At 70.3% G+C, this 15,227-nt stretch carries 17 protein-coding genes; 6 read left to right on the top strand and 11 right to left on the bottom strand.

The features are described 5' to 3' along the window. The first annotated feature begins 6 nt into the window (after positions 1–6). Both RI138_RS25900 and RI138_RS25905 read left to right on the top strand, forming a co-directional pair. The gene (locus tag RI138_RS25900) at positions 7–858 is read left to right on the top strand and encodes an AzlC family ABC transporter permease (RefSeq protein WP_311121816.1); all 852 of its coding nucleotides are present in this window, start codon (positions 7–9) and stop codon (positions 856–858) included. Continuing rightward, entirely contained in the window at positions 855–1,160 is a 306-nt protein-coding gene (locus RI138_RS25905) for an AzlD domain-containing protein (RefSeq protein WP_311121817.1), read from the top strand. Before RI138_RS25900 ends, RI138_RS25905 begins: the two co-directional genes overlap by 4 nt. Positions 1,161–1,164: 4 nt before the next feature. Here RI138_RS25905 and RI138_RS25910 read toward each other — a convergent pair whose 3' ends face one another. Further along, the gene (locus tag RI138_RS25910; RefSeq protein WP_311121818.1) at positions 1,165–2,079 is read right to left on the bottom strand and encodes a hypothetical protein; all 915 of its coding nucleotides are present in this window, start codon (positions 2,077–2,079) and stop codon (positions 1,165–1,167) included. A gap of 80 nt (positions 2,080–2,159) precedes the next feature. On the opposite strand from RI138_RS25910, the gene RI138_RS25915 reads away from it, so the two are divergent. Continuing rightward, positions 2,160–2,354: a DUF3046 domain-containing protein gene (locus RI138_RS25915; RefSeq protein ID WP_311121819.1), complete on the top strand. Its 195-nt coding sequence runs from the start codon at positions 2,160–2,162 to the stop codon at positions 2,352–2,354. Between the two features lie 194 nt (positions 2,355–2,548). Continuing rightward, a complete protein-coding gene (locus RI138_RS25920; RefSeq protein WP_311123011.1) occupies positions 2,549–3,676 on the top strand; it encodes an AI-2E family transporter in 1,128 nt (375 codons plus the stop codon). 255 nt (positions 3,677–3,931) lie between these two features. Here RI138_RS25920 and RI138_RS25930 read toward each other — a convergent pair whose 3' ends face one another. After that, positions 3,932–4,837: an SDR family oxidoreductase gene (locus RI138_RS25930; protein ID WP_311123012.1), complete on the bottom strand. Its 906-nt coding sequence runs from the start codon at positions 4,835–4,837 to the stop codon at positions 3,932–3,934. 361 nt (positions 4,838–5,198) lie between these two features. Here RI138_RS25930 and recA point away from each other — a divergent pair, with 361 nt between their 5' ends. Then, a complete protein-coding gene (recA, locus tag RI138_RS25935) occupies positions 5,199–6,323 on the top strand; it encodes a recombinase RecA (RefSeq protein ID WP_311121820.1) in 1,125 nt (374 codons plus the stop codon). A 3-nt stretch (positions 6,324–6,326) separates the two neighbouring features. Continuing rightward, entirely contained in the window at positions 6,327–7,067 is a 741-nt protein-coding gene (recX, locus tag RI138_RS25940; RefSeq protein WP_311121821.1) for a recombination regulator RecX, read from the top strand. A gap of 276 nt (positions 7,068–7,343) precedes the next feature. On the opposite strand, the gene RI138_RS25945 is transcribed toward recX, so the two are convergent. The 9 genes from RI138_RS25945 to RI138_RS25980 all read right to left on the bottom strand — a co-directional run bounded on the left by RI138_RS25945 (position 7,344) and on the right by RI138_RS25980 (position 15,021). Beyond that, positions 7,344–7,976 carry a DUF6197 family protein gene (locus RI138_RS25945; RefSeq protein WP_311121822.1) on the bottom strand — a complete coding sequence of 211 codons (633 nt, stop codon included), beginning with the start codon at positions 7,974–7,976 and terminating at the stop codon, positions 7,344–7,346. A gap of 196 nt (positions 7,977–8,172) precedes the next feature. After that, positions 8,173–8,586 carry a rhodanese-like domain-containing protein gene (locus RI138_RS25950; protein WP_311123013.1) on the bottom strand — a complete coding sequence of 138 codons (414 nt, stop codon included), beginning with the start codon at positions 8,584–8,586 and terminating at the stop codon, positions 8,173–8,175. A 47-nt stretch (positions 8,587–8,633) separates the two neighbouring features. Beyond that, positions 8,634–9,236: a cupin domain-containing protein gene (locus RI138_RS25955; protein WP_311121823.1), complete on the bottom strand. Its 603-nt coding sequence runs from the start codon at positions 9,234–9,236 to the stop codon at positions 8,634–8,636. Between the two features lie 72 nt (positions 9,237–9,308). After that, a complete protein-coding gene (locus RI138_RS32425) occupies positions 9,309–9,395 on the bottom strand; it encodes a putative leader peptide (protein WP_311605579.1) in 87 nt (28 codons plus the stop codon). Positions 9,396–9,427: 32 nt separating this feature from the next. Then, complete coding sequence (locus RI138_RS25960; RefSeq protein WP_311121824.1) at positions 9,428–11,230, bottom strand: FAD-dependent monooxygenase; 1,803 nt, start codon at positions 11,228–11,230, stop codon at positions 9,428–9,430. Between the two features lie 208 nt (positions 11,231–11,438). Next, the gene (locus RI138_RS25965; protein ID WP_311121825.1) at positions 11,439–12,380 is read right to left on the bottom strand and encodes an amino acid ABC transporter permease; all 942 of its coding nucleotides are present in this window, start codon (positions 12,378–12,380) and stop codon (positions 11,439–11,441) included. Beyond that, positions 12,377–13,024 carry an amino acid ABC transporter permease gene (locus tag RI138_RS25970; RefSeq protein ID WP_311121826.1) on the bottom strand — a complete coding sequence of 216 codons (648 nt, stop codon included), beginning with the start codon at positions 13,022–13,024 and terminating at the stop codon, positions 12,377–12,379. The genes RI138_RS25965 and RI138_RS25970 overlap by 4 nt, the downstream gene beginning before the upstream one ends. Before the next feature lie 187 nt (positions 13,025–13,211). Continuing rightward, on the bottom strand, positions 13,212–14,135 hold the full coding sequence (locus tag RI138_RS25975; protein WP_311121827.1) for a glutamate ABC transporter substrate-binding protein: 924 nt from the start codon (positions 14,133–14,135) through the stop codon (positions 13,212–13,214). Positions 14,136–14,235: 100 nt separating this feature from the next. Next, a complete protein-coding gene (locus RI138_RS25980; RefSeq protein WP_311121828.1) occupies positions 14,236–15,021 on the bottom strand; it encodes an amino acid ABC transporter ATP-binding protein in 786 nt (261 codons plus the stop codon). Positions 15,022–15,227 lie beyond the last annotated feature (206 nt).

A 15,227-nucleotide genomic window follows, 5' to 3' on the forward strand; every position in this document is an offset into this window, starting at 1 on the left:
CCGGGCGTGGCAGAACAGACAGCACCCCCAGAGTGCACCGGCGCGACCGGTGCCATAGCCGCCGAACCACCCGGCCCGACGCCCGACGTCCTGGCGGCCGGGTACGGCACGGCTCACCGGCCCGATGAGGCCGACGTCCAGGCCGACAAGCCCGACGCGGCCGTCGTCCGGGACGCGCTCGGCGTCGGTATCGCCGTCGGGCTCTCCGGCTTCGCCTTCGGAGTCACCGCCGCCGGGTCCGGGCTCAGCCTGCTCCAGACCTGCGCGCTGAGCCTCCTCGTCTTCACCGGCGCCTCGCAGTTCGCCCTGGTCGGCGCACTCGCCGCGGGCGGCAACCCCTATACGGCCGCGGCCGGCGCGTTCTTCCTCGGTGTCCGGAACGCCTTCTACGGCCTGCGGCTCTCGCAACTGCTCGCGTTTCCCCGCGCGGTGCGGCCCTTCGCCGCCCACTGGGTGATCGACGAGACGACCGCGGTCACCCTGCCACAGCCCACCCGGCGTGCCGCGCGCATCGGCTTCACGGTCACCGGGCTCACCCTGTACGTCCTGTGGAACCTCACCACGCTGATCGGAGCACTCGGGGCGGGCGCCCTGGGCGACACGGGCGCCTGGGGGCTGGACGCGGCGAGTCCCGCGGTGTTCCTCGCGCTGCTCGCGCCGATGCTCAGGAGCGCCGTCGAACGCGTCACGGCGGGGTTGGCCGTCGTCCTGGCGCTCGGCCTGCTGCCGGTCCTGCCCGCGGGCGTTCCGGTGCTCCTGTCCGCACTCGCCGCTCCCGTCGTCCTCTTCCTCATGGGGCGCGGCAAGTGGCCGACGCCCACGACGAACGGCACCGACGCCACCGGAGAACGCCGATGACCATCTGGATCGCCATCGGACTGACCACCGTCGGCTGCTACGTCGCCAAACTCCTCGGGCTGCTGGTGCCCGCAGGCGCCCTGGAGCGGCCGCTCGTCCAGCGGATGGCCGCACTGCTCCCGGTGGCGCTGCTGGCCGGGCTCACAGCGCAGCAGACCTTCGGGACCGGCGAGGAGCTGGCCCTCGACGCCCGGGCCGCCGGGCTCGCCGCCGCCGCCCTCGCCCTGGTGCTGCGCGCTCACTTCCTGGTCGTCGTCGCCTCCGCCGTGGTCGTGACGGCCGTCGTACGCGCGCTGGGCTGAGGGCTCAGCCGAGCCCGCGGCCGTACGCGCGGAGTGTGTCCAACGCCCTGAGTGTCACCAGGGGGCGTCCTTCCAGCGCGGTTCCCGGCGCCCACTGCCGCCAGTTCACGGGCCAGCCGCCGTCGTCCTGCTGCTGGGCGGACAGATGGTCGAGCGAGCGTCCCAGTTCCGCGTCCGTGAACCAGCGGCGAGCCAGCGATCCGGGCGTACGGGCGTAGTCGTGCGGGAAGTGGAGCTCCCCCGGTGCGTAGCCCGCCGCCACCGGATACTCGGCCCGGCGCCCCGGATCGAGCACCGCGAGCCGCTGTTCGCGCACCAGCCGACCGAGCCGGTCGGCCGCCACCTCGGCGCGGGCCCGGTCCGGGGCGCCGTCCAGAAAGGCGACCGCCGCCTCGATCTCGTAGGGGTGGGACTGTTCCAGGGCATCGACTGCGCTCCAGCAGAAATCCGTCGCCCGGAACAGCCAGGCGTGCCACACCTGATTGCGGTGCAGCAGCCCGACGACCGGACCGGTCGCCAACAGCTCCGCCGGCGGATCGTCGACGATAGGGATGAACGGTGCCGCGGGATACCCCCGCTGTGAAGGGAGCAGCGCGGGTAACGCCCCCTCTTTGGTGGACACCTCGGTCAGATAGCGGCAGATTCGCTCCACCCGCGGTCCATTGCAGCGGTCGATCGAGTCAAGAACGCTCAGGGCGTGGGCGGTGTGCAGGGGCTGGCTGACCGGACCACGCAGGTCGGGCTCCAGCGCGTGACCGTAACCGCCGTCCTCGTTCAGATAGGCGGTCAGGGCCGTTTCGACGGCGTCGGGATCTCCGCCCAGAAAACCATGGGCGAACCTCCGCTGTTCGAGGACGCGCGCCGTCAGCCAGATGAACTGCTCGGCGCGGGCGAGGGGGTCTGATCCGGTTCCAGCCATGGAGCGACCGTAGAACGGAAAGAGGGCCCGGCACATGCCACGCGGACGGGCTGCACTCTCAGGAGCGCGATACTGATGTCATGCGGTTGACGATTTTCTGGGAGCGGATGGCGGACCACTTCGGTGCGGCGTACTCGGACTCCTTCGCCCGTGACCATGTGATGGCCGAGCTCGGCGGCCGTACGGTGCATCAGGCCCTGAACGCCGGCTGGGACGCCAAGGACGTCTGGCGCGGAGTCTGCGCCGCCATGGACGTGCCCGCGGACAAACGCTGACCTCCAAGCGCTGACCTCCGGAATGGGGCGAGGCCGGCGCTGACTCCGGAATCGGGGCAGGGAGTTCCGCTGTCAGTGGCGTAGGCGAGACTTGTCCCGTGTCAGCGACAGACGAGACCGTCCCGACCCAGCAGCCCGCCCCGCCGTCCGTCCCGCCGGCCGCGCCACCCGCGCCGCCGTCCGGCGCGGCCCGCATGCCCGGCTGGCTGCCGCGCGCGATGGTCCTGGCCCTCGCGCTGTACGCCTGTTTCCAGCTCGGCAGCTGGGCGTTCGACCAGCTCATCGGGTTGCTGACGAACGTGCTGATCGCCTTCTTCCTCGCACTCGCCATCGAGCCCGCGGTGGGCCGGATGTCGGCGCGCGGCATACGGCGCGGACTGGCCACGTTCCTGGTCTTCCTCGGCCTGCTGATCTTCGGCATCGGGTTCGTCGTGCTGCTGGGGTCGATGCTCGCGGGCCAGATCCTCGACATGGTCGACGACTTCCCCAAGTACATCGACTCGGTGATCAACTGGGTCAACCAGACCTTCCGCACGGAGCTCTCCCGGGTCGAGGTCCAGGACAGCCTGCTGCACTCCGACTGGCTCCAGAAGTACGTCCAGAACAGCGCCACCGGTGTCCTGGACGTCTCCACCACGGTCCTAGGCGGGCTGTTCCGGCTGCTGACGATCTTCCTGTTCTCCTTCTACTTCGCGGCCGACGGCCCCCGGCTGCGTCGCGCCCTGTGCTCCGTACTGCCGCCCGCCCGGCAGACCGAAGTCCTGCGCGCCTGGGAGATCGCGGTCGACAAGACCGGCGGCTACATCTACTCCCGCGGCCTGATGGCGCTCATCTCCGGCGTCGCGCACTACATCCTGCTGGTGATCCTCGGAGTGCCCTACGCCCCTGCGCTCGCGGTCTGGGTCGGCCTCGTCTCGCAGTTCATCCCCACCATCGGCACCTATCTGGCGGGCGCCCTGCCGATGCTGATCGCCTTCACCGTCGACCCCTGGTACGCGGTGTGGGTGCTCGGGTTCGTCGTCGTGTACCAGCAGTTCGAGAACTATGTCCTCCAGCCGAAGCTGACCGCGAAGACCGTCGACATCCACCCCGCGGTCGCCTTCGGCTCGGTCATCGCCGGGACGGCCCTGCTGGGCGCGATCGGCGCGCTGATCGCCATTCCCGCCGTCGCCACGCTCCAGGCGTTCCTCGGCGCCTATGTGAAGCGGTACGACGTCACCGACGACCCCAGGATGCACGACGGCCCCCGCTCCCGGAGCGGGGCGCCGGTCCTCACCCGGATACGCCGGACGCTCGGAGGCCCCGGGCGGGCGGGCGGCTGAGACCGGCCCGCAGCCACAAGCAGTTCCATCCGGCTCGGGTGCCGTTGACCAGGAAGCCCGAGGCTTCGCCGCGCAGCGCCCCAACGACGTAGCCGTCCATGTCGAAGGTGGTCAGGGCGGCCCCCCGGGCCGCTGAAGGAGCGGGTCGGAGGTTATGCGGCGGGTGGACTCCAGGCCGTCGGCCCCGGGAATACGGATGTCCATCAGGGCGATACGAATCAACGCATGCCCGACTCCGACTCCGAACGACACGGATCAGCGGTATCCCGTCACATCGGCCGGCAGGCCCGGGTCCTGGACCTCGGTCAGATACCGCCAGGCATCGGGGCGGCTGCCGTCCACGTCGGTGAAGCCGTACACCTGGGCGAGATGGCCGCTGGAGAGCGACTTCCCGTTCCAGCGCGCCCTGTCGGCGTGGCGGGCGAGGGCGACCACCGCGCGGCCGACGTACGCGGGGGATTCGGAGATCGCGAAGTGGGGTGAGTGCGCGATCGCGTCGCGCCAGGTGGCCTCGGTCACTCCGTGGGCCTGGAGCATCGCCTCGGACCGGAGCCAGCCCGGGGTGAGCGCCACGGCGGTCGCCCTGTGCGGTGCGAGTTCATGGGCGAGGGCGAAGGCCATCCGGTTCACCGCGGCCTTGGCCAGGTCGTAGAAGAACGAGACGCGGTAGCGGGACGCGTTGTACTCCTGCGTGCCGTCGGTCATCTCGACGACCAGGCCTCCCGGTGTCTCGATCAGCAGCGGCAGCGCGAAGTGACTGGTGATGGCGTGGGTGTCGACGGCCAGCCGCAGGGTGTGCAGCCCGGTGTCGAGCGAGGACTCCCAGACCGTTTTGTTCCACTCGATCTCGGCCCCCCAGATGTCGTTGACCAGGATGTGCAGGGCTCCCTGCTCGCTCGCGATACGAGCCACGAGCGCGCTGACCCGGTCGGGGTCCAGGTGGTCGACCTGGACGGGGATGCCACGGCCGCCCGCCGCGTCGACCAGGGCAGCGGTCTCCTCGATCGTCTCGGGCCGGTCCATCTCGGAGCGCTTGGAACCGCTCGTACGGCCGGTGACGTACGCGGTCGCACCGGCGGCACCGAGCTGGACGGCGATTCCCCGGCCGGCCCCGCGGGTGCCTCCCGCGACGAGTGCCACACGGCCGGACAGGTCGGACAGGTCGGACAGGTCGGATGGGACGGACGAGCCGGGTAGGTCGGATGGGCCGGGCAGGTCGGACTCGGCCACAGGCCCAGGGCCGGGTGTTCCGCGTTCCGCACTCACTCCCATACCGGACGAATATAGGGTGAATCCATCAGGAGCGCAGACTCGGCCGTGGCTGATGGCGTTGTCCACAGGTCCCGCGTGGTGCGCTTGACATGGAAATCGAACATCCATTCTGATGGGATTTCCGGCCGGGTTTCCCGGGCTCGACCGTGGAGTTGTCCACAGGCCGGGAGGACGTCGAGGCCCATTGTCAGTGGCAGGGGTTAGCGTCTTTGACGTGAAGCGATCGACTCAAGCAAATCGGGTGGAACCCATGGCAGGAACCGACCGCGAGAAGGCGTTGGACGCCGCACTCGCACAGATTGAACGACAGTTCGGCAAGGGCGCGGTGATGCGCCTCGGCGAGCGTCCCAACGAGCCCATCGAGGTCATCCCCACGGGATCGACCGCCCTCGACGTCGCCCTCGGCGTCGGCGGCCTGCCACGCGGCCGCGTGGTGGAGGTGTACGGACCGGAGTCCTCCGGTAAGACGACGCTGACGCTGCACGCCGTGGCGAACGCGCAGAAGCTCGGCGGCTCGGTGGCGTTCATCGACGCCGAGCACGCGCTTGACCCGGAGTACGCGAAGAAGCTCGGCGTCGACATCGACAGCCTCATCCTGTCCCAGCCGGACAACGGTGAGCAGGCGCTGGAGATCGTCGACATGCTGGTGCGCTCCGGTGCCCTGGACCTGATCGTCATCGACTCCGTCGCGGCCCTGGTGCCCCGTGCGGAGATCGAGGGCGAGATGGGCGACTCGCACGTGGGTCTCCAGGCCCGGCTGATGAGCCAGGCCCTCCGTAAGATCACCAGCGCGCTCAACCAGTCGAAGACCACCGCGATCTTCATCAACCAGCTCCGCGAGAAGATCGGCGTGATGTTCGGCTCCCCGGAGACCACCACCGGTGGCCGGGCGCTGAAGTTCTACGCCTCGGTGCGCCTCGACATCCGCCGGATCGAGACGCTCAAGGACGGCACCGACGCCGTCGGTAACCGCACCCGCGTCAAGGTGGTCAAGAACAAGGTCGCTCCGCCGTTCAAGCAGGCCGAGTTCGACATCCTCTACGGCCAGGGCATCAGCCGCGAGGGCGGTCTGATCGACATGGGCGTGGAGCACGGCTTCGTCCGCAAGGCCGGCGCCTGGTACACGTACGAGGGCGACCAGCTGGGCCAGGGCAAGGAGAACGCCCGCAACTTCCTCAAGGACAACCCCGACCTCGCCAACGAGATCGAGAAGAAGATCCTGGAGAAGCTGGGTGTCGGCGTCCGCCCGGACGCCGCGTCGGGCGAGTCCGCCGCGGCCACGGCTGCGGCCCCGGCGGCCGAAGGGGCGGCGAAGCCGGCGACCGCTGCGGCGGCCAAGGCCAAGCCCGCCAAGACCGCGGCGGCCAAGAGCTAGGCCGTGACACGTCGTACGGAGTGGCCGGACAGCCCCGCCGAGCCCGGTGCCGGGTCCGGATTCGGCGACGGGGCCACCGATGCGTTCGCCTCCGGGCCGGGGTCCGGTGCCGAGGGGCGCTCCGGGCGCCGCTCGCGCGGTGGTGCGGACGCGGACGGCGGGTTCACTGAAGGGGCGGGCCGCCGTGCCCGCTCCGGCAGAAGCAGCGGCTCCCCTTCCTCGTCGAGGGCCGAGAAGGGGGAGCCGCGTGACCCGGTCGAGCAGGCGCGCAATATCTGCCTGCGGCTGCTGACCGGCACGCCCAGAACGCGCAAGCAGCTCGCGGACGCCCTGCGCAAGCGGGAGATCCCGGACGAGGCCGCTGAAGAAGTCCTCGCGCGCTTCGAGGACGTGGGGCTGATCGACGATGCGGCGTTCGCCGGGGCGTGGGTGGAGTCCCGGCACCACGGCCGGGGGCTCGCCCGCCGCGCCCTCGTCCGCGAGCTGCGGACTAAGGGCGTGGACTCCGCCGTGATCGACGAGGCGGTCGGACAGCTCGACGCGGACCAGGAGGAGGAAACGGCACGCGAGCTCGTGGCCCGCAAGCTCCGCTCCACGCGGGGTCTGGACCGCGACAAGCGGCTGCGCCGACTGGCGGGGATGCTCGCACGCAAGGGATACGGGGAGGGCATGGCCCTGCGCGTGGTGCGTCAGGCGCTGGAGGAGGAGGGCGAGGACACGGAGGGCTTGGACGAGCCCTTCTGAGGCCGACGAGGGGACCCGCCTTACAGGGCGCGAGGGGACGGGGGGAGACGAGCACTACGGGGGAGGGGCGGCAGAGCAGGGGAGTCGTGCTCAACGGGGGCGCCGAGCCCTAAGGGACAGAACGGGGACAGAACGGGGGGCCCGAGCCCTACGGGGAATGGGATCAGGGAAACGGGGAGCCGAGCCTCATGAGGGAGGAACGGGGGAGCCGAGCCATAGGGGGAGCGGGGGAGCAAGGCAGTGAGGGAGTAAGGCGTGGCACGGGGCTTGTTTGTGTCAGTGTCCGGCCAGGGCCGCGCGGCGGATCGTGGTGTCGAGCAGGGCCAGGGCGTCGGCGGCGGTGCGGCCGGGGTGGCGGTTCCAGGGGCCGATCAGGCCGGGCCATCCCTGCGAGCGCAGCTCGGTGATCAGCCAGGCGCCCGCCCGGTTCACCGTGTCTAGGGAGCCATAGCCGAGGCGGTGCGCGGAGACCATGGCACCGCAGACGCAGCGTGCGCCACGGGCGTTCCGCAGCCGGTACGGGGTGTTCTGCCAGCCCCATTCGGCCAGGATCTGCCGGGCGTAGCCCAGGTGGGTCGAGGGGCGCAGGTCACCCTGGCCGACCCGCCGCCAGACGTGGAGGCGGTCGGGCAGCATCGCACCAAGTCGCCCCGGTAGCGGACGCTCGTGCGGGGGCGCAGCTGGCAGCGCCCGCAAGGAGTCGTCGATGAGCCGGTCCACGGGGACGGAGAGCAGGATCCGCCAGTCGGCGGGGCGCGGGGGCGCGGGCCGCGTCGGCCTGGCCGGGGGGAGCGCAGGCTCCGGGGCGGTGTGCTCCCAACCCGTGACGATCCGCTGCCACGCCTGGGAGTCGTGCAGCCGGGCGGCCTGGTCGTCGAGCTGGTCGGGGGTGAGGACAGCGGTCGCCATGAGTGCGTCATCTCCGTACATTTCGGTCCTCTATGTGAGGCGAATGTCGGTCACGCACGGCGATTGCTCTACTGGAACGTGGCGTTCGGGTGTGGGGCACCCGGGGCCGCAGGCCTCGGGGTCCAGGGTCGAGGGAGGAACGGACGCCGCCAGGGCGGTGACCGTCAGGGCAGTGACCGTGCCTCCCTGGGCTCCGTCAGGCCTCGGGCGGTGGTGAGGTGACCGGGAGGCCGGCGGCGCGCCAGGCCTGGAAGCCGCCGATCAGGTCGGTGGCCCGGTGCAGCCCCAGCTGCCGCAGTGAGGCAACCGCGAGGCTCGACGCGTACCCCTCGTTGCAGAGCAGCACGATCTGGAGGTCGTGGCCGACGGCCTCGGCGGCGCGGTGGCTGCCCCGGGGGTCGAGCCGCCACTCCAGCTCGTTGCGTTCGACGACGAGCGCACTCGGGACCAGTCCGTCCCGGTCGCGGAGCGCCGCGTACCGGATGTCCACCAGGAGGGCCCCGGCCTCGGCGGCCGCGGCGGCCTCGTGCGGGCCGATCCGGTCGTACCCGGCCCTGACCCGCTCCAGCAGTTCGTCGATGCCTACGGTGGTCGGTTCGTCGATGCCCACGGTGGCCGAAGCGTTCGTGTCCGGTGTGTTTCCGGTCCGGTTCTCGCTCACTGCCAGTCCTCCGGGCTCTCGGTCTGCTCCAGGCGGAGCACCGCGCCGGTGCGGCTGAACCGGCGAATGCGCGGCAGCGGCGGGTAGTAGGCGTGAACTGAGACGGCGTGCAGGGTGTCGGACTCGTTGAGCACCTCGTGGACGTGGTGCTTCCCGAAGGCCCTGCCTTGGCCGGCCTCCAGTTCCCTCGTCCGGTCCACCCCGTCGGTCAGTTCCAGGGTCTTCCAGCCGTCGGTGGGCAGCCGCACGGCCAGCGAGTGTTCCTTGAGCGCGCCCGCCGCGGTGGTGAACGCGCCGACCGAATCGGCGTGATCGTGCCAGCCCGTGCCGGTTCCCGGGGGCCAGCCGATCAGCCAGGCCTCGCTGCCGCCCGGTCCGTCGAGCCGGATCCAGGTGCGGCCTTCCGGATCGAGCGGGAGTGAGGCGATGAGCGCCGAGTCCTCGGCACTGCGGCGGGCGAAGTCCAGCAGCTCTGCGACCGTGGGACCGGCGGAAGAGCCCGGGCCGAAGTCACTTACAGGGGCTGGGGCAACAGCGGCAGGAGTGGCGGGAGAAGGTACGGAAGCAGCCGTCGGCACGGCGGGGTGAGGGGAAGACACGAGGACCGTCCTGAGAGTTCGCGCGCGAGCCCGGCCGTGCGGAAGCGGCACGGACCGGCAGAGGAAGGCGATTCAGCAGGACGGGCGACACACGCAGCCCGCGTAACGGACGAGGTCCATATGGACCCTCCGCCACAGGCGCACATCGGTGTCGGTCATGATCTGGAGTACACCATGTGCACCCGTGACGGTCAATTGATCCCGGCGGTCCCGTCGGCGTGGACCCGGGCCCGGGCCTGGGACCGCTGCTCGTGTCCCGCAGCATCGTCGTCCAGGCCCCCCTCCGGCTCGTCCGCCTTCTCGACCTTCTCCACCTCGACCTTCTCCGCCTCCGCTTTCTTTGCCTGCTCCGCTCTCTCCGGGCCCTCGGGTCCCTTCGGTTCCGCGCCCCCCTCCGTACCGTGGCCCGCACCGCCCAGCGCGGCCCGGGCCGCGGCGAACAGTTCCGCGGGCCTTACGCCGCCGAAGGCCGCTACCAGGTGCCCGTCCGGCCTGATCAGGAGGACGGTGTGCGCCGAGGCTCCCGGGTAGTTCTCGGTGACCAGCAGCTCCGCCGTGACGGGCAGCGCCGCCACGGCGTCCGTGAGGCGCGGCATGACGCCCGCGGTCTGCCAGTGCCGCCGGTCCCACACCCCCGTCCCGGGAGCGACCAGGACGACCAGCGGATGCCCCTGCCCGAGCCGCTCGCGCAGGCGCACCGTCGTCCCGTCCGGCGCCGTCACCCGTACATCGGCGACCGGTGCACCGGGGGGCGTACCGACGGCTGTGTGCGCCTCGGCGCGTGGAGGTGAAAGGGGGGAGTGTGAGTACGAGGGGGGCGCCCCCAGGGCTCCGCGGCCCAGATGGCCGTCGGCGAGCAGGGTGTCGTGGCCGCGTGCGGCTCCAGGGACCAGGGTCCGCAGGCCGCCCCCGCCGCGCAGTATCGGCAGGGACTGGTCGGCGGCGCGCAGCCGGGCGGCCACCGCTGCCCGGCGCTCGGACTGGTAGCTGTCGAGCAACTGCTCGGCAGGGCCGTGGTGCCAGGCGTGGGCCAGCTTCCAGGCCAGGTTCTCGGCGTCCCGGAGGCCTTCGTCCAGGCCCTGGGTGCCCAGGGCGCCCAGCAGATGTGCCGCGTCCCCCGCAAGGAAGGCGCGCTGTCGCCGCCAGCGGCGGGCGAGCCGGTGGTGAAGGGTGTGGACACCGGTGTCCAGCAGCTCGTACGCCGGGGTCTCGCCGCACCAGCCCGCCAGGGTGTCCCGGATGCGGGTGATCAGGGCTTCGGGGGTGACCAGTTCGCCGCGTGGCGGCAGCAGCCAGTCCAACCGCCAGACGCCGTCCGGCAGCGGCCGGGCGGTGACCTCGGCGCCGCCGGTGCGCCAGGGGGGCTGCCGGTGCAGGACGGCCTCGCCGGGCCAGGGCAGTTCGGCCCGAAGCGCGGCGACGGCGTGCCGCTCCACCGCCGTACGGCCCGGAAACCGGATGTCCAGCAGCTTGCGCACGGTCGACCGGGCGCCGTCGCAGCCGACCACGTAACTCCCGCGCCACCAGGTCGAACCGGGCTCCCTGGTGTGCACCGTGACGCCGTGCGCGTCCTGCTCCAGGGTGTCGATCCGGCTCAGCGGCATCAGCTGGACCAGCGGCGCCGCGCCGACCGCTGCCCGCAGCGCGGTGCCCAGAGCGTGCTGCGGAACATGGAGCGGGGCGGGCAGGAGCGCGGGGCGAGGCAGGCCGTCCTCGCCCTCCGGGCCCTCACCCAGAGGCACTTCCCGGACCAGCTGCTTCCGGCGCATCGAGCGCCACCCGGCCCAGCGCAGCCCGGCCCGGTCCAGATCCCGGCAGCCGAGACGGCCCATCAGATCGGCGGTGTCCTCCCGCAGCACGACCGTGCGGGCGAGCCGGGTCTCCTCGGTGCCGGGGCCCTCGTCGAGGACGACCGAGGGGACCCCCTGGGCGGCGAGGGTCAGCGACAGCGTCAGACCGACCGGTCCGGCGCCGACGACGATCACCGGGTCCACAGCGCGTACCCCCCGGTCCGCACAGGCATGCTGACGGGCCGTACGGTCATGCTGACGTTTCGCACGGCCATGCGGAACGTGGCAGGGGAAGCCGGGTGCGTGATCACAGAACGTATGCAACCCACTGGTGGTGCTTGCGTCAAGTGACCGAGGCAGCGACGCGTGCGCCGCTGCCTCGAATGCTCCCGCCGGGACGGCCCGGTGGGGATCAGCTCTTCGTCACATCGGTCCCGTCGGCACCGTCGGCCCCGGTGCCCGCGCCCCCTGCGCCCCCCGGGTTCGCCGCCGGGATGTCGTCCACCGTGGAGATGCCGTCGGTCTGGACGCCGGGCGCCACCTTGATGCCGGTCTTGGCGCGACGGCCGCGCTTCTCGATCCAGGTCGCCAGTGCCGAGAGCACCAGACACATCGCGATGTAGATGGTGCCGATGACGACGATCGTCGAGACGTACGGGTACTGGCCGTTCACCTGCGTGTTGGAGGCGATCAGACGCGCGGTCTGGAGCAGTTCCGGGTACAGGATGATGAAGCCGAGCGAGGTGTCCTTGAGGGTCACCACGAGCTGGCTGATGATCGTCGGCAGCATGGACCGGATGGCCTGCGGCATCAGGACGGTCACCATGACCTGCGTCTTGCTCATGCCGAGCGCGTACGCGGCCTCGCTCTGGCCCCTGGGCACCGAGTTGATTCCGGCGCGCAGGACCTCGGCCTGGACACAGCCGTTGTAGACGGACAGGCCCGCCGCCAGTGCCCACATCGAGTGGTCGGTGAGGAAGCCGACCCAGATGGCGTAGATGGTGATCAGGAGGGGGAGCGAGCGGAACAGCTCGATGAAGGTCGTCGCCGCCCAGCGGATCGGCTGGTGGTCGGAGAGCCGGCCCACCGCGAGCAGCACACCGAGGACCAGCGAGCCGACCGCGGCCAGCCCGAACGCCTTCAGTGTGGCGAGCACCGCGTCGGCGATGTTCTGCCGGATGCCCGAGTAGTTGAAGATGTCCCACATCTCGGGGGCCAGGTGGCCCTTGTCCGCCAGCCGCAGCACGCTCACGAGGATCAGGGCCGCGATGGCGAGGGTGCCGACGACGGCGTAGATCCGGTTGCGGACGCGGGCCTTGGGGCCCGGGGCGTCGTAGAGAACGCTGGCGCTCATCGGGCGACCTCCATGCGACGCTCCAGCAGCCGGAAGAGGCCGCTGATGGTAAACGTGACGACCAGATAACCGAGGGCCACCCAGATGAAGACGGGGATGATGTCGTATCCCTTGTCACTCATCAGCTTCTGCCAGCCGAACAGCTCGGCGTTGCTGAAGGCCCCGGCGATCGCGGAGTTCTTGGTGAGCGCGATGAAGATGCTGCTCAGCGGCGGGATCACGGTCCGGGTCGCCTGGGGGAGCACCACGATTCGCAGTGTCTGGGCGAACGTCATGCCGATCGAGCGAGCCGCCTCGGCCTGGCCCAGCGGCACGGTGTTGATGCCGGAGCGGACCGCCTCGCAGACGAACGAGGAGGTGTAGAAGCCGAGCGCCAGCGAGCCGAGAACGAACGGGCTCATCCCCGGGAAGAGGATCTCCGGCACGACGAAGAAGAAGATCAGGAAGAGCAGCGTCAGCGGGGTGTTGCGCATCAGCGTGACCCACGCGGTGCCGAAGTACCGCAGCGGCGGGACCGGCGATACGCGGAATCCGGCGATGGCCACACCGAGGACCAGGGCGATAACCGAGCTGACGGCGGTGATCGACACGGTTCCTATGAAGCCGTCGCGGAACGCTGGGAAATTGTCGAGCAGTACGTTCATGAGGTCTCCGCGTCGGCGGTCATCGGCATCGGGGGCAGGGGAAGGGGCGCCCCGCACGCCCGCCGTGCCCGAGGGAGCTCGGGCAGCGGTGGGGTACGGGACGCCTTGGTCACACGCGAGGCGTCGGTGACGAGATGTCAGCCGCCGGGCGGCCGACGGGTGTCAGCGGCCGGGCGGCCGACGGGTGTCAGTAGCGCTCGATGGCCGGCGGGTCGGTGTACTCCGCGCCGGACAGGCCCAGCGTGCCCTCGTAGATCTTCTTGTACGTGCCGTCCTTGACGCGATCCTCCAGCGACTTGCTGATGGCCTCGCGCAGCACCTTGTCGTCCTTGTCCAGGCCGACGCCGTAGGGCTCGTCGGTGAACGGCTCGCCGACGACCTCAAGCTTGCCGGAGTTGGCGGCGGCGTAACCCTTGAGGATCGAGTCGTCCGTGGTGACGGCGTCGACCTGCTTGGTCAGCAGCTGCTGCACGCAGTCGGAGTACTTGGCCAGCTCGACGACGCTCGCGCCGTACTCGGGCTTCTTGATCTCCTGGAGCGGCGTGGAGCCGACGATAGAGCAGACCTTCTTGCCCTTGACCGAATCCTTGCCCTTGATCGAGTCGTCGCCCTTGCGGACCAGGAGGTCCGCGCCGGCCTTGTAGTAGGGACCGGCGAACCCGACCTGCTTCTTGCGCTCGTCGTTGATCGTGTAGGTGCCGACGTAGTAGTCGACCTGGCCCTTGGAGATGGCCGTCTCACGGACGCCGGAGTCGACGGTCTTCCACTCGATCTGCTTCTCCGTGAAGCCGAGGTCCGCCGCGACCATCTTGGCGATCTCGATGTCGAAGCCGGAGCGCTCCTTGGTCGACTGGTCCTCGAAACCGAGGAAGGGCTGGTCGGCCTTGGCGCCGATGATCAGCTTCCCGCGCTGCTTCGCCTTCTTGAAGACCGGCGAGTCCAGGTCGACGTCCTTGGCCGCGGTGTACGTGGGCAGCGCGGGGGCCTCGGAGGAACCGGGCTTCGTGCCGCCCGGTTTGTCACCGGCGGAGCCCTCCTTGCCGCCGCACGCGGTCGCGGTCAGGGCGAGTACGGCGATGGCCGCGACGGCGGCCGACTTGCGGAGCTTCATGTGAACAGTCCTTAGGTCATGGGTCGTTGTCGTCGGGCGTTCAGGCGCCAAGTCGTCAGGCATTCGATCGCCCAGTGCTCGGGCGTCGGGCGTTCGGCCGTCAGTGGTGAAGGATCTTCGACAGGAAGTCCTTGGCCCGGTCGCTGCGAGGATTGCTGAAGAACTGCTCGGGCGTGGCCTCTTCGACGATCTTCCCGTCGGCCATGAACACGACGCGGTTGGCGGCGGAGCGGGCGAATCCCATCTCGTGCGTGACGACGATCATCGTCATGCCGTCCCGGGCCAGCTGCTGCATGACTTCGAGGACCTCGTTGATCATCTCCGGGTCGAGAGCCGAAGTGGGCTCGTCGAAGAGCATGACCTTCGGGTCCATCGCCAACGCCCGCGCGATCGCGACGCGTTGCTGCTGGCCACCGGAGAGCTGCGCCGGGTACTTGTCGGCCTGCACACCGACGCCCACCCGGTCGAGCAGGGTCCGGGCCTTCTCCTCCGCGGCCTTCTTGTCGGCCTTGCGGACCTTGACCTGACCCAGCATCACGTTCTCCAGCACCGTCTTGTGTGCGAAGAGATTGAACGACTGGAAGACCATGCCCACGTCGGCGCGCAGCCGGGCCAGCTCCTTGCCCTCCTGGGGCAGGGGCTTGCCGTCGATCGAGATCGCGCCCGAATCGATCGTCTCCAAGCGGTTGATCGTGCGGCACAGCGTGGACTTGCCGGACCCGGAAGGTCCGATGACGACCACGACCTCGCCACGGGCGATGGTCAGGTCGATGTCCTGGAGCACATGCAGCGCGCCGAAGTGCTTGTTGACGTTGCTCAGTACGACCAGGTCGTTCGCCGCGGGCGCGGCACCCTCGGCGGCCTTGGTCACTGAAACTCCGCTCATCGGCTTCTTGCTCCGTCCTCCTCGGTTGCCAAGGACCCTAGTGACGCAGTGCGACCAGCGTCATTACATCTGAGCGGAAATTGAGCATAACGATCCGGCCGCAACCGGACACTCCGTGTGAACGGGACGTCACGCGCCGCCCCGAGGCGTACCGGGTGCATAACGGAAACCGTGCTGTAACCGACAGGCTCTTGACTGGCGTGCCG

Origin of the sequence: Streptomyces durocortorensis (assembly GCF_031760065.1) — a bacterium.
In the GTDB taxonomy this organism is placed as follows: domain Bacteria; phylum Actinomycetota; class Actinomycetes; order Streptomycetales; family Streptomycetaceae; genus Streptomyces.